This is a genomic window from Streptomyces sp. NPDC060031 (assembly GCF_042736805.1).
Lineage (GTDB): Bacteria > Actinomycetota > Actinomycetes > Streptomycetales > Streptomycetaceae > Streptomyces.
In genome coordinates this window covers 118,898-140,253 of sequence record NZ_JBHWVM010000006.1, presented here as the reverse complement: position 1 = coordinate 140,253, position 21,356 = coordinate 118,898, and the positions used below count along the sequence as shown (strand labels likewise).

The 21,356-nt window shown below is 72.3% G+C and carries 18 protein-coding genes; 10 read left to right on the top strand and 8 right to left on the bottom strand.

What is annotated here, in order from left to right; genetic code table 11:
- Positions 1-120 precede the first annotated feature (120 nt).
- The 4 genes from ilvD to ACFWB8_RS04460 form a co-directional block, all read right to left on the bottom strand.
- Positions 121-1,974 (bottom strand): dihydroxy-acid dehydratase, encoded by a 1,854-nt coding sequence (gene ilvD, locus ACFWB8_RS04475; RefSeq protein WP_385222371.1) that lies wholly within the window; start codon positions 1,972-1,974, stop codon positions 121-123.
- A gap of 134 nt (positions 1,975-2,108) precedes the next feature.
- On the bottom strand, positions 2,109-2,729 hold the full coding sequence (locus ACFWB8_RS04470; RefSeq protein ID WP_385222368.1) for a TetR family transcriptional regulator: 621 nt from the start codon (positions 2,727-2,729) through the stop codon (positions 2,109-2,111).
- A complete protein-coding gene (locus ACFWB8_RS04465; protein WP_385222365.1) occupies positions 2,726-3,556 on the bottom strand; it encodes a sugar phosphate isomerase/epimerase family protein in 831 nt (276 codons plus the stop codon). Before ACFWB8_RS04465 ends, ACFWB8_RS04470 begins: the two co-directional genes overlap by 4 nt.
- 86 nt (positions 3,557-3,642) lie before the next feature.
- The gene (locus ACFWB8_RS04460; RefSeq protein ID WP_385222362.1) at positions 3,643-4,590 is read right to left on the bottom strand and encodes a Ppx/GppA family phosphatase; all 948 of its coding nucleotides are present in this window, start codon (positions 4,588-4,590) and stop codon (positions 3,643-3,645) included.
- 63 nt (positions 4,591-4,653) lie between these two features.
- On the opposite strand from ACFWB8_RS04460, the gene ACFWB8_RS04455 reads away from it, so the two are divergent.
- On the top strand, positions 4,654-5,475 hold the full coding sequence (locus ACFWB8_RS04455) for a hypothetical protein (RefSeq protein WP_385222359.1): 822 nt from the start codon (positions 4,654-4,656) through the stop codon (positions 5,473-5,475).
- 23 nt (positions 5,476-5,498) lie between these two features.
- Here ACFWB8_RS04455 and ACFWB8_RS04450 read toward each other — a convergent pair whose 3' ends face one another.
- Positions 5,499-7,235, bottom strand: coding sequence for a hypothetical protein (locus tag ACFWB8_RS04450; protein ID WP_385222356.1), 1,737 nt, complete (start codon positions 7,233-7,235; stop codon positions 5,499-5,501).
- Between the two features lie 169 nt (positions 7,236-7,404).
- On the opposite strand from ACFWB8_RS04450, the gene radA reads away from it, so the two are divergent.
- Positions 7,405-8,820 (top strand): DNA repair protein RadA, encoded by a 1,416-nt coding sequence (gene radA / locus ACFWB8_RS04445; protein WP_385222354.1) that lies wholly within the window; start codon positions 7,405-7,407, stop codon positions 8,818-8,820.
- 138 nt (positions 8,821-8,958) lie between these two features.
- On the top strand, positions 8,959-10,083 hold the full coding sequence (gene disA / locus ACFWB8_RS04440) for a DNA integrity scanning diadenylate cyclase DisA (protein ID WP_385222351.1): 1,125 nt from the start codon (positions 8,959-8,961) through the stop codon (positions 10,081-10,083).
- Positions 10,084-10,264: 181 nt separating this feature from the next.
- Here disA and ACFWB8_RS04435 read toward each other — a convergent pair whose 3' ends face one another.
- Complete coding sequence (locus ACFWB8_RS04435) at positions 10,265-11,071, bottom strand: hypothetical protein (protein WP_385222348.1); 807 nt, start codon at positions 11,069-11,071, stop codon at positions 10,265-10,267.
- Between the two features lie 160 nt (positions 11,072-11,231).
- Between ACFWB8_RS04435 and ACFWB8_RS04430 the strand changes: the two genes are divergently transcribed.
- The 7 genes from ACFWB8_RS04430 to ACFWB8_RS04400 all read left to right on the top strand — a co-directional run bounded on the left by ACFWB8_RS04430 (position 11,232) and on the right by ACFWB8_RS04400 (position 17,530).
- Entirely contained in the window at positions 11,232-11,840 is a 609-nt protein-coding gene (locus tag ACFWB8_RS04430) for a phosphatase PAP2 family protein (protein ID WP_385222346.1), read from the top strand.
- A 30-nt stretch (positions 11,841-11,870) separates the two neighbouring features.
- Entirely contained in the window at positions 11,871-12,782 is a 912-nt protein-coding gene (locus ACFWB8_RS04425) for an A/G-specific adenine glycosylase (protein WP_385222343.1), read from the top strand.
- 230 nt (positions 12,783-13,012) lie between these two features.
- On the top strand, positions 13,013-13,582 hold the full coding sequence (locus ACFWB8_RS04420) for a SigE family RNA polymerase sigma factor (RefSeq protein WP_365923948.1): 570 nt from the start codon (positions 13,013-13,015) through the stop codon (positions 13,580-13,582).
- A complete protein-coding gene (locus tag ACFWB8_RS04415) occupies positions 13,570-14,244 on the top strand; it encodes a hypothetical protein (protein WP_385222341.1) in 675 nt (224 codons plus the stop codon). Before ACFWB8_RS04420 ends, ACFWB8_RS04415 begins: the two co-directional genes overlap by 13 nt.
- A 25-nt stretch (positions 14,245-14,269) precedes the next feature.
- Positions 14,270-14,983, top strand: coding sequence for a two-component system response regulator CseB (gene cseB / locus ACFWB8_RS04410; protein WP_385222338.1), 714 nt, complete (start codon positions 14,270-14,272; stop codon positions 14,981-14,983).
- A 12-nt stretch (positions 14,984-14,995) separates the two neighbouring features.
- Positions 14,996-16,309: a two-component system sensor histidine kinase CseC gene (cseC, locus tag ACFWB8_RS04405; protein ID WP_385222335.1), complete on the top strand. Its 1,314-nt coding sequence runs from the start codon at positions 14,996-14,998 to the stop codon at positions 16,307-16,309.
- A gap of 42 nt (positions 16,310-16,351) precedes the next feature.
- Positions 16,352-17,530 carry a LamG domain-containing protein gene (locus ACFWB8_RS04400; RefSeq protein ID WP_385222332.1) on the top strand — a complete coding sequence of 393 codons (1,179 nt, stop codon included), beginning with the start codon at positions 16,352-16,354 and terminating at the stop codon, positions 17,528-17,530.
- Between the two features lie 82 nt (positions 17,531-17,612).
- On the opposite strand, the gene ACFWB8_RS04395 is transcribed toward ACFWB8_RS04400, so the two are convergent.
- Positions 17,613-18,317 carry a M23 family metallopeptidase gene (locus ACFWB8_RS04395; protein ID WP_385222329.1) on the bottom strand — a complete coding sequence of 235 codons (705 nt, stop codon included), beginning with the start codon at positions 18,315-18,317 and terminating at the stop codon, positions 17,613-17,615.
- A gap of 370 nt (positions 18,318-18,687) precedes the next feature.
- Entirely contained in the window at positions 18,688-21,213 is a 2,526-nt protein-coding gene (locus ACFWB8_RS04390; protein ID WP_385222327.1) for an ATP-dependent Clp protease ATP-binding subunit, read from the bottom strand.
- Between the last annotated feature and the right edge of the window lie 143 nt (positions 21,214-21,356).

The window sequence follows — 21,356 nt, the reverse complement described above, 5'->3', positions numbered from 1 at the left end:
CCGGGCCACCGCCCCCGCACCCCGGGCCTCCAACGCCGGCGGGGCTCAATCCAGCCTCGTCGGCGTTCGAGGCGCGGGGGTCTGGGGGCGGAGCCCGCAGCAGCGGCTACCGCGTCGGGGTCAGCCGCCCAGCAGGCTGACGTCGCGGACCGCGCCCTTGTCCGCGCTGGTGGCCATCGCCGCGTACGCGCGCAGGGCCGCGGAGACCTTGCGCTCGCGGTTCTTCGGGGCGTAGACGCCGCCCAGGGCCTCGCGGCGGGCCGCCAGGGTCTCGTCGTCGACCAGCAGCTCGATCGAGCGGTTCGGGATGTCGATCCGGATCCGGTCGCCGTCCTCGACCAGGGCGATCGTGCCGCCCGAGGCCGCCTCCGGGGAGGCGTGGCCGATGGACAGGCCCGAAGTGCCGCCGGAGAAGCGGCCGTCCGTGACCAGCGCGCACGCCTTGCCGAGGCCGCGGCCCTTGAGGAAGGAGGTCGGGTAGAGCATCTCCTGCATGCCGGGACCGCCGCGCGGGCCCTCGTAACGGATGACGACGACGTCGCCCTCCTTGATCTGCTTCGTCAGGATCTTGTCGACGGCCTCGTCCTGCGACTCGCAGACGACGGCCGGACCCTCGAAGGTCCAGATCGACTCGTCGACACCGGCCGTCTTGACCACGCACCCGTCGACGGCGATGTTGCCGCGCAGGACGGCGAGGCCGCCGTCCTTGGAGTACGCGTGCTGCACGGAGCGGATGCATCCGCCCTCGGCGTCGAGGTCGAGGGTGCTCCAGCGCTCGGACTGGGAGAAGGCGGTCGCGGAACGCTTGCAGCCGGGGGCGGCGTGCCACAGCTCCATGGCCACCTCGCTCGCCGTGCCGGAGCGGGCGTCCCACTTCGCGAGCCAGTCCTCCAGGCCCTCGGAGTGGACGGTGGTGACGTCCTTGTTGAGGAGACCGCCGCGGTGCAGCTCGCCGAGGATGGCGGGGATGCCGCCGGCGCGGTGGATGTCCTCCATGTAGTACGTGCCGCCGGGCGCCACGTTCGGGGCGACCTTGGACAGGCACGGGACCCGGCGCGAGACGGCGTCGATGTCGGTGAGGTCGTAGTCGAGGCCCGCCTCCTGCGCCGCGGCCAGCAGGTGCAGGATCGTGTTGGTCGAGCCGCCCATGGCGATGTCGAGGGCCATGGCGTTCTCGAAGGCCTCGCGGGTGGCGATGTTGCGCGGCAGAACGGACTCGTCGCCGTCCTCGTAGTACCGCTTGGTGATCTCCACGACGGTCCGGCCGGCGTCCTCGTACAGGGCGCGGCGGGCGGTGTGCGTCGCGAGGACCGAGCCGTTGCCGGGGAGGGCGAGGCCGATGGCCTCGGCGAGGCAGTTCATCGAGTTGGCGGTGAACATGCCCGAACACGACCCGCAGGTCGGACAGGCGTTCTCCTCGATCCGCAGGACGTCCTCGTCGGAGATGTTCTCGTTGGAGGCGTCGACCATGGCGTCGATCAGGTCGAGCTTGCGGACGGTGCCGTCGACGAGGATGGCCTGGCCGGCCTCCATCGGTCCGCCGGACACGAAGACGACCGGGATGTTGAGGCGCATCGCGGCCATCAGCATGCCCGGGGTGATCTTGTCGCAGTTGGAGATGCAGATCAGCGCGTCGGCGCAGTGCGCCTCGACCATGTACTCCACGGAGTCCGCGATCAGGTCGCGGGAGGGCAGGGAGTACAGCATCCCGCCGTGCCCCATCGCGATGCCGTCGTCCACCGCGATCGTGTTGAACTCGCGCGGGATCGCGCCGGCGGCGCGGATGGCGTCGGAGACGATCCGGCCGACCGGGGCGAGGTGGGTGTGACCGGGGACGAACTCGGTGAAGGAGTTGGCGACCGCGATGATCGGCTTGCCGATGTCCTCGCTCGCTACGCCCGACGCGCGCATCAGGGCGCGTGCGCCCGCCATGTTGCGGCCGTGGGTGACGGTGCGGGACCTCAGCTCAGGCATGCGGTTTCACTCCCCATGAGTGCGGCTGTACGGGACCGCCGCGACTGTGGATATGGCTCGGTTACGAGGCTACGCCCACCGCCCGCGATCCGGACGCGGTGTCCGGATGGCGGGACGGGCGGCTCAGCCCTCGGTCACCCTTCGGTCAGGTAGCGCTGCAGGGTCGGGGCCACCAGGGCCACGATGTCCTCCGCGTCGGCGGACGCGAGGGGCTCGACCTGGACGACGTAGCGCAGCAGCGCGATGCCGATCATGTGCGAGGCGGCGAGCTCGGCCCGGAAGGTGGGGTCGGGGACGTCGAGGTCGGCGGCGACGCGCTCCAGGACCCGGCGCAGGATGAGCCGGCGCAACACCTTCGCGGCGGCCTCGTGGGTGAGCGCGGACCGGATCACGGCGAGCAGCGGGGCCCGGGTGACGGGGTTCTCCCAGATCTCCAGGAAGTAGCGGGCGAGGCGCTCCCCGATCCCTGCCGGGCCCTCACCGATGATCGCCGGGACCACGAGCGCCGGCTCGATGCTCAGCTCGATGGCGGCGGCGAACAGGTCGTCCTTCGTCCCGAAGTAGTGGTGCACCAGGGCCGGGTCCACGCCCGCCGCCTTGGCGATCCCGCGTACGGAGGTCTTGTCGTACCCGCGCGCGGCGAACTCGGAACGGGCCGCGAGGCGGATCCGTTCCTGGGTGCCCGGGCCGTCGTCGGCCTCGTCCTGGCGGGGGCGGCCGGGGCCGCGGCGGGGGCGCTGCGCGGGGGCGGTCACGGGCGGGGCGCCGGGGCCGCGGCCGGGCTCGTGGCCAGGTGGAGGCGGGTGAAGGCCAGCGCCTCGGCGAGATCGGCCTCGCGCTCGGCGGAGGACATCGCGCGCCGGGTGTTGACCTCGATGACCACGTGCCCGTCGAAGGACGTACGGGCGAGCCGCTCCAGCAGCTCCGCGCAGGGCTGGGTGCCGCGCCCCGGGACGAGGTGCTCGTCCTTCGCGGAACCGTTTCCGTCGGCGAGGTGGACGTGGGCGAGCCGGTCGCCCATCCGGTCGATCATCGCGGTGGCGTCGGTGCGGGCGGTCGCCGTGTGCGAGAGGTCGACGGTGAAGTGCCGGTAGTCGTCCTTCGTCACGTCCCACTCGGGCGCGTACGCGAGCATCTCGCGGTCGCGGTACCGCCACGGGTACATGTTCTCGACGGCGAACCGGACGTCCGTCTCGTCGGCCATCCGCCAGATGCCGGTGACGAAGTCGCGCGAGTACTGCCGCTGCCACCGGAACGGCGGGTGCACGACGACGGCGCTCGCCCCGAGCCGCTCGGCCGCCGACTGGGCGCGCCGCAGTTTGGTCCAGGGGTCGGTGGACCACACGCGCTGCGTGATGAGGAGGCAGGGGGCGTGGATCGCCAGGATCGGCACCTGGTGATCGTCGGAGAGCCGCCGCAGGGCGTCGACGTCCTGACTGACCGGATCCGTCCAGACCATGACCTCGACGCCGTCGTAACCGAGGCGCGCGGCGATCTCGAAGGCGGTCGCCGTCGACTCCGGATACACGGAGGCGGTGGAGAGGGCGACTTTCGCATTCGGAACCCGGACTGGTTTTGCCACGGGGACAGGGTACCGATGCCCTTGCCCTGCGGGGCGGTACGGGGAGAACGTCCCCCGCCGCCCCGGGCCCGCGCGCCGGACGGCCGTCAAGAAGAGGGCGACGCCGCCGGGGGCAGGTGGTCCAGGCGGCGGAGGATGACGCCCTCGCGCAGGGCCCAGGGGCAGATTTCGAGTGCGTCGACGCCGAAGAGGTCCATCGCGCCCTCCGCGACCAGCGCCCCGGCCAGGAGCTGCGAGGCGCGGCCCTCCGAGACGCCCGGGAGGGCCGCCCGCTGGGAGGCCGTCATCGCCGCCAGCCGCGGGACCCACTCCTCCAGGGACTTGCGGGTCAGGTCCCGCTGGACGTACAGGCCGTCGGCCGAGCGGGCCGCGCCCGCGATGCGGGCCAGCTGCTTGAACGTCTTCGACGTCGCCACCACCCGGTCCGGCGCCCCGAAGCGGCTGAACACGCCGACCTTCCGCGCGATCTGGGCCCGCGCGTGGCGGCGCAGCGCCCGGACGTCGGAGGGGTCCGGCGGGTCGCCCTGGAGCCAGCCCGCCGTGAGGCGGCCCGCGCCGAGCGGGAGGGAGACGGCCGCGTCCGGGTCCTCGTCGATGCCGAAGGCGATCTCCAGCGAGCCGCCCCCGATGTCCAGGACCAGCAGCTTCCCCGCGGACCAGCCGAACCAGCGCCGGGCGGCCAGGAACGTCAGCCTCGCCTCGTCGTCGCCGCTCAGCACGGGGAGGTCGACACCCGTCTCGATCTTGACCCGGGCCAGTACCTCGTCCGCGTTGGTCGCCTCGCGCACCGCGCTCGTCGCGAAGGGGAGCACGTCCTCGCACCCCTTGTCCTCGGCGGCCTGCACCGCGCCGCCGATCACCGAAACGAGCCGCTCGACGCCCGCGGGCGTGACCGCGCCGTGTGCGTCGAGGAGCTCCGCCAGCCGCAGTTCCACCTTGTGCGAGTGCGCCGGCTGCGGGCGCGCACCGGGGTGCGCGTCCACCACCAGCAGATGGATCGTGTTCGAACCCACATCAAGGACACCGAGTCTCATAGGGGGGAACGCTACTGCGCAGATCGCCGAGGGGTGGAGTGAGGGGCCCTTAGGCTTGGGTTTGTGCCAAATACGAAGAAGGCCAACAAGACCCGGTCTAAGTCGAAGTCCCGGACGGAAGCCAAGACCACGACGGACGAGACGGGGATCGACTTCCCCCGGGCGTGGGTGGAGTTCCCCGATCCCGCCGATGACGAGCAGGTCTTCCGCTGCGACCTGACCTGGCTGACCTCCCGCTGGACCTGCATCTTCGGCAGCGGCTGCCAGGGCATCCAGCCCGGGCGGGCGGACGACGGCTGCTGCACGCTCGGCGCGCACTTCTCCGACGAGGACGACGAGAAGCGCGTCGCGGAGCACGTGGCCCGGCTGACGCCGGAGCTGTGGCAGTTCCACGACGTGGGCAGCGAGACCGGCTGGACGCAGGCCGACGACGACGGGGAGAAGCAGACCCGCCGCTGGGACGGGGCCTGCATCTTCCTGAACCGTCCCGGCTTCCCCGCCGGGGCCGGCTGTTCGCTGCACATCCTCGCCGTGCGCGAGGGCAAGGAGCCGCTGGAGACCAAGCCGGACGTGTGCTGGCAGCTGCCGATCCGGCGGACCTACGACTGGATCGACCGGCCGGACGACACCCGCGTACTGCAGGTGTCCATCGGCGAGTACGACCGGCGCGGCTGGGGCCCTGGGGGCCACGACCTGCACTGGTGGTGCACCTCGGCCACGTCCGCGCACGGCGCCGGGGCCCCGGTGTACGTGTCGTACCGCGCCGAGCTGACCGAGCTGATGGGCAAGGAGGGGTACGAGGCGCTGGTGAAGCTGTGCGAGGCGCGGCTGTCCTCGCTGCTGCCGATGGCCCCGCACCCGGCCGACCCGGTGCGTCCCGCCTGACGCGGTACGCCGCGATACGGCGGCTATCCCTGCGCGGACGGCCCCGGCGCCGGGTCAACCGTTCCTGCTGAGCCCGTCGGGGTGGGCGTGGGCGTCTGCGACGGGGGCGGCGTCGGCGTCGGCGTCGGCGTCGGAGTAGGCGTGGGGGTGGGGGTGGGCGTCGGGGTCGGCGTCGCCGGGTCCGTGGGCGTCGGCGCCGGGCGGCCGCGGCCCTGGATGGCGACGACCGCGCCGTCCGGGTCGACCCCGACCCGGGCCCTCCACGCCCCGACGGGCTGGGCTTCGGGGTCCACGTCGATCCGTAGGGTGACCGATTCTCCGGGGGAGAGGGTGCCCGAGGTCCGGCTCGCGCGCAGCCACGGGGCGTCGGACCAGAGCCGCCAGTCCACGGGGCCGCCGCCCGACGCGCTGAGGGTGAGCACGGTGGTGGCGCCGTGGGAGGACGCGGTCACGGCGAGCCGGCCGGGGGCGCCCGGCCCCGGCCGGTCGGGAGTGGCCGGCGGTCCGGTGCTGATCACCTCGACGGACACGTCGGGCGCGGCGCTGCCGGGGGCGAAGCCCGGGCCGCCGGTGGTGACGGCGGCGTTGCCCGCGTTCTCGTACGCCGCCAGCGGGCGGCCGTCGGCGCGCGGCAGCGGGATCTCCGACTCGCTCGCGGAGATGCGGGCGGAGCTGCCGCCGACGGGTTCGCCCGTGTCGGGGGCGCCCCGGTACGCCGCCCAGAGCGCCAGCACCGGGGCCGCGACGACGGTGGCGACCACGGTGGTGGTAATGGCCCGGGTGCGCAGCCGGTCGCGGCGGGCGGCGCGGTCCTTGGGGTCCATCGGGAAGCCGGTCCGGTCGAAGCGCGGCCCGGGTCCGCGGCGCCGGCCGGAGCGGACCATCGCGGCGTGCACGGCGGTACGGGGCGCGGGGACCAGCGGCAGCGCGGCGGTCTCGACCCCGCCGGAGCCCGGCCAGGGCCCGCCGGCACCGACCCGCTCGGCGACGCGGCGGCAGCGCGGGCAGTCGTCGACGTGCCGGACCAGCTCGGCGCGCAGGCTGGTGGACAGCAGTACCTGACCGTCGCCGCCGTCGCCGTCGTCGCCGGTGAGCCGGGACACGGTCGGGCAGTTGCCCGTCTCCACGACCGCGAGGGCGGCGCGGGTGCGCTCCACCTCGCAGGCGGCCCCGGTCAGCAGTTCGCGGGCGGCGGTCTGGGGGGTGCCGAGGACGGCGGCGAGTTCGGGCACGCCGAGGCGGTGGCGGACGGCCAGTTCGAGGGCCTCGCGCTGCCCGGGCGTGGTCCCGGCGGCCTCCGGCCAGGCGAGCCGGGCCAGTTCGGTGCGGCGGTACGTGCTGACGTCGACCGGCCGGTGGGCGCCGGGGGCGGGGGTGCCGGCAGCCCCAGGCGCACCCCCCGCACCCGTGCGCTCCGGCGCGCGCCGGGTGGAATGCGCCCCCTGCCGGGCGCGCCGCTGTTCGGCGAGGCGGCGCAGGCAGGCCCAGCGCGCCAGCGCGTACAGCCAGGCGCGCCGGTCCCCCTCGTCGGGACACCGGCCCGGGTGCCGTTCGGCGACCGCGAGTACGTCGCCCAGCACGTCGGTGGCGGTGTCGTGGTCGCACAGGACCGAGAGGCAGTACGTGAACAGACCGTCCAGGTAGGGCTCGTACCGGAACGGGGGCGGCTGCTCCGCCGAATGCCCCTCGCGGGGCGTGCGCCCGTGCGCCCGGTGTGCGCCGGTGCGTGATGCGGGGTGTGACTGGCTGCTGCTGTTCACCTGGCGACCGTAGGCGGCGTGCCGCTCACACTCCGGAAGCCTTCACCACAGTTAGCCCTTACGGGTGAACAGATCGGTACCGCACTGACCGAGCCCCTGACGCCGCCCGCCACCCGGCGGGACCCGGCGGGACCCGGCCGTGTCAGTGGCTGCGGCTACGGTGGGGCGCATGGCTGCCCGTACATCTCGTTCATCCGCCAAGGACCGGCCGTCCTACCGCTGTACCGAGTGCGGGTACTCCACCGCCAAGTGGCTCGGCCGGTGCCCCGAGTGCCAGGCCTGGGGGACGGTCGAGGAACTGGGCGGCGCGCCCGCCGTACGGACCACCGCGGCCGGGCGGGTGTCCGCGCCCGCCCTCCCGATCGCGCAGGTCGACGGCCGCACCGCGACCGCGCGCAGCACCGGCGTGGACGAGCTGGACCGGGTCCTCGGCGGTGGGCTGGTCCCCGGCGCCGTCGTACTGCTCGCGGGCGAGCCCGGCGTCGGCAAGTCGACGCTGCTGCTCGACGTCGCGGCGAAGGCGGCCAGCGACGAGCACCGCACCCTCTACGTCACCGGCGAGGAGTCGGCGAGCCAGGTGCGGCTGCGGGCCGACCGGATCCACGCGCTGAGCGACCACCTCTTCCTCGCGGCCGAGACCGACCTGTCCGCCGTACTGGGCCACCTCGACGCCGTGAAGCCGTCCCTGCTGGTCCTGGACTCCGTACAGACCGTGGCCTCCCCCGAGATCGACGGCGCGCCCGGCGGCATGGCCCAGGTGCGGGAGGTGGCGGGGGCGTTGATCCGCGCCTCCAAGGAGCGCGGGATGGCCACGCTGCTCGTCGGGCACGTCACCAAGGACGGGGCCATCGCCGGACCCCGGCTGCTGGAGCACCTGGTGGACGTCGTGCTCAGCTTCGAGGGAGACCGGCATGCGCGGCTGCGCCTGGTGCGCGGCATCAAGAACCGTTACGGGGCCACGGACGAGGTCGGCTGCTTCGAACTGCACGACGAGGGCATCACCGGACTCGCCGACCCGAGCGGCCTGTTCCTGACCCGGCGCGCCGAGGCGGTGCCGGGGACCTGCCTGACGGTGACCCTGGAGGGCAAGCGTCCGCTGGTCGCCGAGGTGCAGGCGCTGACGGTGGACTCGCAGATCCCCTCGCCCCGCCGGACCACCTCCGGGCTGGAGACCTCCCGCGTCTCGATGATGCTGGCCGTACTGGAACAGCGCGGCCGGATCACCGCGCTCGGCAAGCGCGACATCTACAGCGCGACCGTGGGCGGGGTGAAGCTGACCGAGCCGGCCGCCGACCTGGCCATCGCGCTGGCGCTGGCCTCGGCCGCCAGTGACGTCCCGCTCCCGAAGAACCTCGTCGCCATCGGCGAGGTCGGGCTGGCCGGCGAGGTGCGGCGCGTGACGGGCGTACAGCGGCGGCTCGCGGAGGCGCACCGGCTGGGGTTCACGCACGCCCTGGTGCCGGTGGATCCGGGCAAGGTGCCGGCCGGCATGAAGGTCATCGAGGTCGCCGACGTGGGCGATGCGCTACGGGTCCTGCCGCGCGGCCGATCCCGTACGCCGGCCCGGGACGGGGGCGCCGAGTAGCCGCTCGGCGGGCCCGTACCGGGCTCCGTGGCGACCGCCTCGACCAACGCTCGGCGGGGCCGCAGTGCGCGCCGGTAGACTTTGTGCTGGTCCGCCCGGCCGTACGCAGGCGGCACAACCCGCGACCGGAGGAGTGCAGTGGCAGCCAAGGACGGTGCAGCAGCATCCGGAAAGTCGGGCGCGAGCTCCAAGCAGGAGGCCATGATGCGTGCCTCGCTGAGCGCGGTCGCACCTGGTCAGCCGCTGCGTGACGGGCTGGAACGGATCGTCCGCGGCAACACCGGCGGACTGATCGTCCTCGGCATGGACAAGTCGGTCGACTCGATGTGCACCGGCGGCTTCGTGCTGGACGTGGAGTTCACCGCGACCCGGCTGCGCGAGCTGTGCAAGCTCGACGGCGCGCTCATCCTCGACAAGGACATCACCAAGATCCTGCGGGCCGGCGTGCAGCTGGTGCCCGACGCGTCGATCCACACGGAGGAGACGGGCACCCGGCACCGCACGGCGGACCGGGTGTCGAAGCAGTGCGGCTTCCCGGTGGTGTCGGTGTCCCAGTCGATGCGGCTGATCGCGCTGTACGTGGACGGCGAGCGGCGCGTGCTGGAGGAGTCCGGGGCGATCCTGTCGCGGGCGAACCAGGCGCTGGCCACGCTGGAGCGGTACAAGCTGCGGCTGGACGAGGTCGCGGGCACGCTGTCGGCGCTGGAGATCGAGGACCTGGTGACGGTCCGCGATGTGACGGCGGTCGCGCAGCGGCTGGAAATGGTCCGCCGGATCGCGACCGAGATCGCCGAGTACGTGGTCGAACTGGGCACGGACGGGCGGCTGCTGTCGCTCCAGTTGGACGAGCTGACGGTCGGCATCGAGCAGGAGCGGGAGCTGGTGATCCGGGATTACGTCCCGGAGCCGACGGCGAAGCGTTCCCGCACGGTGGACGAGGCCCTGGCGGAACTGGACGCGCTGACGCATCCGGAGCTGCTGGAGCTGGCGATCGTGGCGAAGGCGCTGGGCTACACGGGCTCGCCGGAGACCCTGGACTCGGCGGTGTCCCCCCGGGGGTACCGGCTGCTGGCGAAGATTCCGCGGCTGCCGGGGGCGATCATCGAGCGGCTGGTGGAGCACTTCGGGGGTCTGCAGAAGCTGCTGGCGGCGTCGGTGGACGACCTCCAGACGGTCGACGGCGTCGGCGAGGCGCGTGCGCGCAGCGTCCGCGAGGGCCTGTCCCGCCTGGCGGAATCCTCGATCCTGGAGCGGTACGTCTAGCCTGCGCGGCCACTGCCGGGGCTCCGCCCCAGACCCCGCCCGCGCCTCACGCGCCGGCGGGGCTGCTTTTTGCGCGGCATCAGCCCACATCCAGCAGCCTTGCCCGGGGCCCCCAGCGGCAGCCGGGGGAGTCTGGGGCGCGGAGCCCCGCGGGCGGGGCCCCCGGCAGTGCCGCCCCGGCTCAGTCCTGCTTCAGGACGAACGAGGTTCGCGCCACCGGCATGCCGGGGGACTTGACCTCGACCACGTAGGTGTCCGGGGCCGCGGACCCCGCCGGGGGCGTCGCGCACTGGTCCGCCGCGCTGAAGTGCCGGTCCCATTCCAGGGACTGCTTCGTCTCACCCTGCGCCGGGACCCGGTAGAAGACGTTCCCCGCGCCCGACGGGCAGTCCGCCGAGGACCATACGGCCTTGGTGGTCGTCGCCTGAACAATCGTCAGCACCGCCTGCTTGGGCCCGAGATCGACCTTGCAGGTCGTACCGGAGACGTTGCGCGCGAGGAGTTCGAGACGCGGCTTCTCGTTCGCCTCGTACTCGTTCTTCACGCTCCGCACTTCCCACTGGACCGCCCCCGCCGCACACGTCGGCAGCGGCGAGTCCGCCGGGACCTGGGTCGAATCGCCGCCCGAAGCGGCACCTGAGCCGCCCGAGCCGGAGCCCGCGGCGCCGCCCGGTTCGCCGTTCTTGCCCGTGCCCGCCGAGCCGCCGCCGGCGCCGCCGCTGCCGCCCTCGGAGCCGGTGCCCGATTCCGCCCGGCCGCCCGGGGCCTGACTGATCGCCGGGCCACTGCCCGACGGGCCCGGGGTGATCGCGGTGACGGGCTTGGGTCCGCCGCCGCCCTTGCCGTTCGTACTCGACTTCCCCCCGCCGGAACTGACGGTCCATACGGCGAGGAGCGCGAGGAGCGCGGCAACGGACGCCAGCACAGCCCTCCGTCGCCAGTAGATGGAGGAGGGGAGCGGCCCGACCGGATTGCGCAGAGATCCCACGGAGGGAACTTTACGAGAGTTCGCGGCGCGATCCGTGCCCCACATGCCGCGCAGACGGCTTGTTTTGGCGATGATCATCTCGCCGGGGGGCCGCCGGGCGATCAGAACAGGCCAATCACCTCACAGAGTCATTAATCCCCTTTCAGTACTCTCGGTGACCATGGACAGTTCCGGCCTTTATCGCGACATCACCGACTTCGCCCACTCCACACCCGCCTGGGTGCAGTCGGCCGTCGAGGTCTGGACGAAGTACGGGCTGCTGCTCTTCGGCCTGCTCTTCGTGGCCGTCTGGTGGCGTGCGCGCCGCCAGGGCGACCCCCGGGCCGTCGCCCTCGCCGTCCTGGCGCCGGCGGCGACCGCCCTCGCCTACCTCGTCTCCGAGGTCGTGAAGTCCACCGTGTACGAGGAGCGGCCCTGCCGGGCGGTCGCCGGAGCGGCGGCCTCGCTCGTCACGTGCCCGGCCCCCGGGGACTGGTCCTTCCCCAGCAACCACGCCACCATCGCCGCCGCGGCCGCCGTCGCGCTCGCCCTGGCCGTCCGGCGCATGGTGCTGCTGACCGTGCCGCTCGCGCTCCTGATGGCCTTCTCCCGTGTGTTCGTCGGGGTGCACTACCCGCACGACGTCGCGATGGGGCTGCTGCTCGGCGGTTCGCTCGCCGCCCTCGCCGTCCTCGTGCTGACCGGTCCGATCAGTACGCTCACCACCGCCGTGCGGACGAGCGGCGGCCGCGCCGCCGTCTGGTTCACCGGCCCCGGCGCCGCGCGGTAGAGCGGCGCGGCGGGCCCGAAACGTGTCAGGATGCCGTCTGCCATGACTGCACCTGTATCCCACGACTCCGCGCACGCGCTGCACTCCCCCGTCATCGCGTGGTTCGACGAGCACGCCCGCGACCTGCCCTGGCGCCGCCCCGAGGCCGGCCCCTGGGGGGTCATGGTCAGCGAGTTCATGCTCCAGCAGACCCCGGTCAACCGGGTCCTGCCCGTATACGAGCAGTGGCTCGCCCGTTGGCCCCGGCCCGCCGACCTGGCCGCCGAGCCCTCCGGTGAGGCCGTACGGGCCTGGGGGCGGCTCGGCTACCCCCGCCGGGCCCTGCGCCTGCACGGCGCGGCCGTCGCGATAACGGAGCGGCACGGGGGCGACGTACCCCGGGAGCACGCGCACCTGCTCGCCCTGCCCGGGATCGGCGAGTACACCGCGGCCGCGGTGGCCTCCTTCGCGTACGGGCAACGGCACGCCGTGCTCGACACCAACGTCCGGCGGGTCTTCGCGCGCACCGCCACGGGAGTCGAGTACCCGCCGAACGCCACCACCGCGGCCGAGCGGCGCCTGGCCCGGGAGCTGCTGCCCGAGGACGAGGACACCGCGGCCCGCTGGGCCGCGGCCTCCATGGAGCTCGGGGCCCTGGTCTGCACGGCCAAGAGCCCGGACTGCGCCCGCTGCCCGGTGGCCGGGCTGTGCGCGTGGCGGCTCGCGGGGAAGCCTGCGCACGAGGGACCGCCGCGGCGCGGGCAGACGTACGCCGGGACCGACCGGCAGGTCCGCGGCAAGCTCCTCGCGGTGCTGCGGGAGGCGGTGGGCGCGGTTCCGCAAGCGGTGCTCGACACGGTCTGGGACGAACCGGTGCAGCGCGCCCGGGCGCTGGACGGGCTGGTCTCCGACGGGCTCGTGGAACCGCTGGCGCAGGGCATGTACCGGCTTCCGCAGAGCTGATCCACCACGGAGCCGGCACTGATCCACCACGGACCGCGGGCCGCCAAAGCTGACTCTGAGATTCCGTTTGCGCCGGCGAAACCCCAGCTCACGGGCGCTGTTACACAACCTATGGGTGTCCGTGCGCCCACCGAAGGCTGGCCCGCACAGGCCCGTGACAACGCCTCCGTACCTTCGAATCCGTTAGGCAACGGATGAGCGGTTGTCGGTCGGTACGGAGGCGGTCTGAGATGGCGCACACGGCGCACGGCGAGGTACTCGAATTCGAGGAGTACGTACGCACGCGGCAGGACGCGCTGCTGCGCAGCGCCCGGCGCCTGGTCCCGGACCCCACCGACGCGCAGGACCTCCTGCAGACCGCGCTCGTGCGCACCTACGGCCGCTGGGACGGCATCGCCGACAAGTCCCTGGCCGACGCCTACCTGCGCCGGGTCATGATCAACACCCGTACCGAGTGGTGGCGCGCCCGCAAGCTCGAAGAGGTCCCCACCGAGCAGCTCCCGGACGCCTCCGTCGAGGACGGCTCGGACCAGCGCGCCGACCGCGCCCTGCTGATGGACATCCTGAAGGTGCTCGCGCCCAAGCAGCGCAGTGTGGTCGTCCTGCGACACTGGGAGCAGATGAGCACCGAGGAGACGGCCGCGGCGCTCGGCATGTCGGCGGGAACCGTGAAGAGCACCCTGCACCGCGCGCTGGCCCGCCTCCGGCAGGAGCTGGAGAGCCGGGACCTGGACATGCGCGCGCTCGAACGCGGCGACCACACCATCCGGTACGAGGGGCGTGAGCGGTGCGCGGCCTGAATGGCCAAAGCCTGAGCGGCAGAGGTCCGCTGGTACTGACGTCGGCGGGGACGGTCGTCCTCGTCGGCACAGTGCTGTTCGCGGTCGGCTGCTCCACCGGCGGCACCGGCCTGCGCGACGGCGGCCCGGCCCGTACCGAGTCCGTGGCGAAGACCGGCCCGCCGCCCCCCGCCCCGTCGGCCGCCGCCTCCGCCGCCGGCAAGCCGGCGAAGAAGGTCGACCCGGTCGCACTGCTGAAGGCGGACCCCAAGGTGAGCGCCGAGGTCAAGCGGGACCTCAAGCCCTGCACGGGCAAGGAGTACCCGGTCGACGTCAGCTACGGGAAGCTCACCGGCGGCTCGGCCGTGGACATCGTCGTCAACGTGCTGTCCTGCGCCGACGCGCTGGGCCGCGGCTCGTACGTGTACCGGGCGGACGGCGGAACGTACGAGAATGTGTTCTCGGACGAGCAGCCGCCCGTCTACGCGGAGATCGACCGCGGGGCCCTGGTGGTCAACAAGCCGGTCTACGGGAAGAGCGACGCGCTCGCCTACCCGTCGGGCGAGGACGTGATCACGTACCGCTGGAGCGGGGAGATGTTCACCGAGCAGGACCGGGTCCACTCGGACTACAGCAACGTGGTCGACGGCGGTGTGGCGCCCGCCCCGGCCGTCACCAAGTAACGAAGAACCGAGGCGAGGCTTCCGCATGGCCGAGACCCATGTCCTGTTCGTGGAGGACGACGACGTCATCCGTGAGGCCACGACCCTGGCGCTGGAGCGCGACGGGTTCGTGGTCACGGCCATGCCCGACGGGCTGTCCGGTCTGGAGTCCTTCCGCGCCGACCGGCCCGACATCGCACTGCTCGACGTGATGGTGCCCGGCATGGACGGCGTGAGCCTGTGCCGCCGCATCCGCGACGAGTCCACCGTCCCGGTGATCATGCTGTCGGCGCGCGCCGACTCCATCGACGTGGTGCTGGGCCTGGAGGCGGGCGCCGACGACTACGTCACCAAGCCCTTCGACGGCTCGGTGCTCGTCGCCCGCATCCGCGCGGTCCTGCGCCGCTTCGGCCACGCCGGCGGACCGCAGAACGGCGGCTCCGCGGGGGCCGACGAGGACGGCTCCGGGGAGCGCGGCGTGCTGGCCTTCGGTGACCTGGAGGTCGACACCGAGGGCATGGAGGTCCGCAAGGCGGGCGCCGCGGTGGCCCTGACGCCGACCGAGATGCGACTGCTGCTGGAGTTCTCCTCCGCCCCCGGCACCGTGCTCTCGCGCGACCGGCTGCTGGAGCGGGTCTGGGACTACGACTGGGGCGGCGACACCCGCGTGGTGGACGTCCACGTCCAGCGCCTGCGCACCAAGATCGGACAGGACCGGATCGAGACGGTCCGGGGCTTCGGCTACAAGTTGAAGGCCTGAGGCCCCAACGGAATGAAGCGGTTCAATCTCCGCACGAGCATCCGCTGGAAGATCACCCTCGCGATCGCCTCCGTGGGCGCGCTCACGGTGCTCGCGCTGAGTCTGGTGGTGCACAGTGCTGCCCGGGTGTCGATGCTGGAGAGCGCCCGCGAGGTGCAGCTGGACCGGGTGCAGTTCATCTCCCGCAACGCCGAGGCCGGGCGCAAGCCCCCCATGGGCGCCAAGCTCAACGACCCGGAGCTGCCCGCCGAGCTGCGCGAGAAGGCACGCTCCGGGCGGCGCGGCACGTACGTCCAGGACAACCCGAACGGCCTCCCGGAGGTGTGGGCCGCCGTACCGCTCGGCAACGGGCAGGTGCTGTCGCTGCACACGCAGTTCCGGGAGAGCGCCAACATCGTGCGCGACCTGGACCGGGCCCTGGTCGTGGGCTCCTTCGCCGTCGTGATCGGCAGCTCCGCGCTCGGCGTGCTCATCGGCGGGCAGATCTCGCGCCGGCTGCGCAAGGCCGCGGCCGCGGCCCAGCGGGTGGCGCACGGGGGTCCCGGGGTACGGGTGCGGGACGCGGTCGGAGGCGTCGTACGGGACGAGACCGACGACCTCGCGCGGGCCGTGGACGCCATGGCGGACGCGCTCCAGCAGCGGCTGGAGGCCGAGCGGCGGGTGACCGCGGACATCGCGCACGAGCTGCGGACCCCCGTGACGGGCCTGCTCACGGCGGCGGAGCTGCTGCCTCCGGGCCGCCCGACCGAGCTCGTACGGGACCGGGCGCAGGCCATGCGCGTCCTGGTCGAGGACGTACTGGAGGTGGCCCGGCTGGACAGCGCCTCCGAGCGGGCGGAGCTCCAGGACGTGGCGCTGGGCGAGTTCGTGAGCCGCCGGGTGGCGGCGCTGATGCCCGAGGCGACCGTACGGGTCGTGGCGGACGAGATCGTCAGCACCGATCCGCGGCGCCTGGAGCGGATCCTGGGCAACCTCCTCGCGAACGCGGCGCGCTACGGACGGCCGCCGGTGCAGGTGGGCGTCGAGGGCCGGGTCGTGCGCGTACGGGACCACGGTCCGGGCTTCCCCGAGGCGCTGCTGCGGGAGGGGCCCAGCCGCTTCCGCACCGGCACCACGGACCGCGCGGGCGTGGGGCACGGGCTCGGGCTGACGATCGCGGAGGGCCAGGCCCGGGTGCTGGGCGCGCGGCTCACGTTCCGCAACGTGGCGGCCCCGGGCGGCTTCGACCACGAGGGCGCGGCGGCGGGCGCGGTGGCGGTGCTGTGGCTGCCCGAACACGCGCCGACGGCGACGGGCAGCTTCCCGGTCGTCAAGCCTCAGGAGTAGTCGGCCGTCGCTCTTCGCCGCTGATGTCTTAGCATCCGTGCCATGACTGAAGGTACGGATCGCCCCCACAACCCACAGCCGGACCCCGCCACGGGGAACGGCGGATACGGATACCCGCAGGGCCAGATACCCGGCGGCGGCTACGGATATCCGCAGTCGGGGCAGCCGAACCCCTACCCGCCGCAGCCCGGCGCGCCCGGCCAGCCCGGCCAGCCCGGCGCGTTCGGCGAACCGGCGGGCCCGGGATTCGGGGAGCCGGCCGGCTTCGGGCAGCCCACGGGCTTCGGTGACCCGGCGCCGCTCCAGGAGCCGGCCTTCACCCCGGCCCCGCAGCCGGACTGGCAGGCGCTGGCCGACCGCAGCGAGTCGCAGCGCTCGCGCCGCAAGATGCTGACCCTCATCGGCGGCGCCGTCGCCGTGGTCCTCGCCGCGGGCGCGGGCTACCTGGTCTTCACCGGTGGCTCGGACGGCACGCCGCAGGACAACAAGCCGACCATGGCCGCCTCGGGCTCCGCGAGCCCCTCCCAGGGCGGCGAGGACACCTCGGCGACGGTGGCGGGCGAGCCCACCCTGCTGCGCGACCGCGCGAACGCGGGGCCGCCGGTCCAGCTCTCGATGTCCCCGGACGTCGAGCTGGCCAAGATGGGCGAGCGCAACGAGGTCCGCTTCAAGGGCGGCCCGAACTCCTTCGCCCAGGGCGCCGAACCGGCCGTGGACGTCACCAAGAGCTTCACCGTCACCACGCGCATCTACAGCGTCACCGAGAACGGCTCCCGCATGGCGATCAGCCAGGGCGACGGGGACTCGTACTCCTTCGAGATGGGCTTCGAAGTGGTGAACGGCAAGAAGTCCTGGGTGTTCCGGGTCCAGACCGGCGACAAGGGAGCCGCCGCCACCGCGCAGCAGGTGGTCGTGGAGGCTCCGGACGCGCTGAAGAAGTGGACCCAGCTGACCGGCACGTACGACGCCGAGAAGAAGACGATCGCCCTCTACGTGAACGACAAGCCGGCCGGAACGGCCCAGGTCAGCGGCATCTGGGGAGGCCCCGGCCCGGTGCAGCTGGGCCGGGCGCGCCACCACGGGATCTGGAGCGGCTCGTTCGTCGGCTCGCTCGACCGGATCCGGATCTGGAACAAGGCGCTGTCCCCGGAGCAGGTCGCGGTGCTGGACTCCGGCAAGCTCGACAAGCTGGGCAAGCCGGCGCACGCCTGGCTCATCTGACGCCGGGAGCCCCGGACCCTGAGGGGTCCGGGGCTCCGGGAAGCGCTGAGGTGTTGCGGGGGCGCCGCGGGGCGGCGTCGGGTCAGACGGTGACGCCGGCCGTGCGCAGGAAGGCCACCGGGTTCACGGCCGAGCCGTAGTTCGGGGTGGTGCGGATCTCGAAGTGCAGGTGCGGGCCGCTGGAGTTGCCGGTGTTGCCGGACAGGGCGATCCGCTGGCCCTTGGAGACCTTCTGGCCGATCTTGACCTGGATCTTCGAGAGGTGCGCGTACTGCGAGTACGTGTTGTTCGCGTGCTTGATCACGATGGCGTTGCCGTAGGCCGGGCCGTCGCCGCCGCCGTTGGGGCCCGCCTTGACGATCGTGCCCGCGGAGGCGGCGCCGACCGGGGTGCCGGTCGGGACGGCGAAGTCCTGGCCCGAGTGCTTGTGGGACCACATGTTGCCGCCCTTGCCGAAGGTCGCGGAGAGCGTGTAGCGGTCGACGGGCTTCTTCCAGGCGACCGCGGCCTGCTTCGCTGCGGCGACGGCCTTGGCCTTGGCCTGGGCTTTGGCCTTGGTCTTGGCCTGAGCCTGGGCCTTGGCCTGAGCCTTGGCCTGGGCCTTGGCCTGAGCCTTGGCCTGGGCCTTGGCCTGGGCGGCCACCAGCTCGGCGGTCCCGGTCAGGCCGGTCTGGGTCTCGTCGGCGAACGCGGCGGTCGTCCCGGCCCCGAGCGCCAGGGCCGCACCGAGGGCGGTGGCGCCGAGGGCGATGCGGATACGACGGGTGCTGACGCGGTTCGCGGACATGAAGGAGACCTCCGGGGCCGGGGACAAGGACGAGTTGGCCCGTTCGGGCAACAAGCGACCCGGCACACCGATGGGGGGTGCCGGGCTTTGCTCATCCTTGGTAACCCGCGGCCCCCGTCTTCCCCAAACCCCGCTCTTACTACCGGGACTCGTAGGTGCACAGGGGGCTCTCAGTCCTGTTGACCCCGTGCTTCCCGGGACTGGGGTAGGGCAAAGCGGACCTTTGGATCTACGAAAGTTCCTAGTAGGTCCGATTTGCCCTGTGCGGCTTGTCACCGCCGCAGGGCCTCCGCCGGCGAGGCCCGCCCCATGACGAAGGGGCGGCCCGGAACCTCGTGGGTTCCGGGCCGCCCCTTGGCGTCGCTACCGCTTACGCACCCTTGGAGAGGTCCGGGCCGGAGCCCGTGGCCTCGATCGGGGGCAGGTCCGGCAGGGTGGACTTGTCCTCGCCGCGGAAGGTGAACTTGGCGTCGTCGCCCTCGCCCTCCTTGCCGACGACCACGATCTGACCGGGACGCAGCTCGCCGAAGAGGATCTTCTCCGAGAGCAGGTCCTCGATCTCGCGCTGGATGGTCCGGCGCAGCGGGCGGGCGCCCATGATCGGGTCGTAGCCGCGCTTGGCGAGCAGGAGCTTCGCGTCGCCGCTCAGCTCGATGCCCATGTCGCGGTCCTTCAGGCGCTCGTCGACCTTGGCGATCATGAGGTCGACGATCTGAATGATGTCTTCCTCGGTGAGCTGGTGGAAGACGACCGTGTCATCGACACGGTTGAGGAACTCGGGCCGGAAGTGCTGCTTGAGCTCTTCGTTGACCTTCGCCTTCATCCGGTCGTATCCGGTCTTGGTGTCACCCTGGGCCGCGAAGCCGAGGTTGAAGCCCTTCGAGATGTCCCGCGTACCCAGGTTGGTCGTCATGATGATGACCGTGTTCTTGAAGTCCACGACCCGGCCCTGGGAGTCGGTCAGACGACCGTCTTCCAGGATCTGGAGAAGGGAATTGAAGATATCCGGGTGCGCCTTCTCGACCTCGTCGAAGAGGACGACGGAGAACGGCTTCCGGCGGACCTTCTCGGTCAGCTGGCCGCCCTCTTCGTAGCCCACGTAGCCGGGGGGCGAACCGAAGAGACGGGAAACCGTGTGCTTCTCGCTGAACTCCGACATGTCGAGGGAGATCAGCGCGTCCTCGTCGCCGAAGAGGAATTCGGCGAGCGTCTTGGAGAGCTCGGTCTTACCGACACCGGACGGGCCGGCGAAGATGAACGAGCCACCCGGGCGCTTCGGGTCCTTCAGACCCGCACGGGTACGGCGGATCGCCTGGGAGAGCGCCTTGATGGCGTCCTTCTGGCCGATGACCCGACGGTGGAGCTCGTCCTCCATGCGGAGCAGTCGCGAGGACTCCTCCTCGGTGAGCTTGAAGACCGGAATGCCCGTCGCGGTCGCGAGGACCTCGGCGATCAGCTCCTCGTCCACCTCGGCGACGACGTCCATGTCGCCGGACTTCCATTCCTTCTCGCGCTTGGCCTTCCCAGCCAGCAGCTGCTTCTCCGTGTCACGGAGAGAGGCCGCCTTCTCGAAGTCCTGGGAGTCGATCGCCGACTCCTTGTCGCGGCGCACGTTCGCGATCTTCTCGTCGAACTCGCGCAGGTCCGGCGGCGCGGTCATCCGGCGGATGCGCATCCGGGAGCCGGCCTCGTCGATCAGGTCGATCGCCTTGTCCGGGAGGAAGCGGTCCGAGATGTACCGGTCGGCCAGCGTGGCGGCGGCGACGAGGGCCGAGTCCGTGATGGAGACACGGTGGTGGGCCTCGTAGCGGTCGCGCAGCCCCTTGAGGATCTCGATCGTGTGGGGGAGGGAAGGCTCCGCCACCTGGATCGGCTGGAAGCGGCGCTCCAGCGCCGCGTCCTTCTCGAGGTGCTTGCGGTACTCGTCAAGCGTCGTGGCACCGATGGTCTGGAGCTCACCACGGGCCAGCATGGGCTTGAGGATGCTGGCGGCGTCGATCGCGCCCTCGGCGGCGCCCGCACCCACGAGGGTGTGGAGCTCGTCGATGAACAGGATGATGTCGCCGCGGGTGCGGATCTCCTTGAGCACCTTCTTGAGGCGCTCTTCGAAGTCACCGCGGTAACGGGAGCCGGCGACCAGGGCGCCGAGGTCAAGCGTGTAGAGGTGCTTGTCCTTGAGCGTCTCGGGAACCTCGCCCTTGACGATCGCCTGGGCCAGGCCCTCCACGACGGCGGTCTTGCCGACGCCGGGCTCGCCGATGAGGACCGGGTTGTTCTTCGTACGGCGGGACAGCACCTGCATGACCCGCTCGATCTCCTTCTCGCGCCCGATGACCGGGTCGAGCTTGGATTCGCGAGCGGCCTGGGTGAGGTTGCGGCCGAACTGGTCCAGGACGAGCGAGGTCGAGGGGGTGCCCTCGGCCGGGCCGCCGGCAGTGGCCGACTCCTTGCCGCCTCCGGAGTAGCCGGAGAGCAGCTGGATGACCTGCTGCCTGACTCGGTTGAGATCGGCGCCCAGCTTCACGAGGACCTGGGCGGCGACGCCCTCGCCCTCGCGGATCAGGCCGAGCAGGATGTGCTCGGTGCCGATGTAGTTGTGGCCGAGCTGGAGGGCCTCTCGGAGCGAAAGCTCCAGGACCTTCTTCGCCCGCGGGGTGAAGGGGATGTGGCCGGACGGGGCCTGCTGCCCCTGACCGATGATCTCCTCAACCTGCTGGCGAACAGCCTCGAGCGAAATCCCGAGGCTCTCCAGGGCCTTAGCGGCGACACCCTCACCCTCGTGGATCAAGCCCAGGAGGATGTGCTCGGTGCCGATGTAGTTGTGGTTGAGCATCCGGGCTTCTTCCTGAGCCAGGACGACAACCCGCCGCGCGCGGTCGGTGAACCTCTCGAACATCGTTTATCGCTCCTCAGAGCGGTCGGGCAGTTCGGGGTCGGTCCCCGCCCTGTCCTTCCGCATGCTAGTCCCGCGGGGCGGGACAGCTCATTCCAACTGCCGACATCGCTCCGCGGCTCACCCCCGCTTCAGCGGGGAAAACC

Bases quoted from the DNA above. Each gene is read 5' to 3' on its own strand.
- radA (WP_385222354.1), top strand. From the start codon at position 7,405: ATGGCTGCCCGTACATCTCGTTCATCCGCCAAGGACCGGCCGTCCTAC.
- cseB (WP_385222338.1), top strand. From the start codon at position 14,270: ATGGCCGAGACCCATGTCCTGTTCGTGGAGGACGACGACGTCATCCGT.
- ACFWB8_RS04425 (WP_385222343.1), top strand. From the start codon at position 11,871: ATGCCGTCTGCCATGACTGCACCTGTATCCCACGACTCCGCGCACGCG.
- ACFWB8_RS04420 (WP_365923948.1), top strand. From the start codon at position 13,013: ATGGCGCACACGGCGCACGGCGAGGTACTCGAATTCGAGGAGTACGTA.
- ACFWB8_RS04400 (WP_385222332.1), top strand. From the start codon at position 16,352: ATGACTGAAGGTACGGATCGCCCCCACAACCCACAGCCGGACCCCGCC.
- ACFWB8_RS04430 (WP_385222346.1), top strand. From the start codon at position 11,232: ATGGACAGTTCCGGCCTTTATCGCGACATCACCGACTTCGCCCACTCC.
- ilvD (WP_385222371.1), bottom strand. From the start codon at position 1,974: ATGCCTGAGCTGAGGTCCCGCACCGTCACCCACGGCCGCAACATGGCG.
- ACFWB8_RS04460 (WP_385222362.1), bottom strand. From the start codon at position 4,590: ATGAGACTCGGTGTCCTTGATGTGGGTTCGAACACGATCCATCTGCTG.
- cseC (WP_385222335.1), top strand. From the start codon at position 14,996: ATGAAGCGGTTCAATCTCCGCACGAGCATCCGCTGGAAGATCACCCTC.
- ACFWB8_RS04395 (WP_385222329.1), bottom strand. From the start codon at position 18,317: ATGTCCGCGAACCGCGTCAGCACCCGTCGTATCCGCATCGCCCTCGGC.
- ACFWB8_RS04390 (WP_385222327.1), bottom strand. From the start codon at position 21,213: ATGTTCGAGAGGTTCACCGACCGCGCGCGGCGGGTTGTCGTCCTGGCT.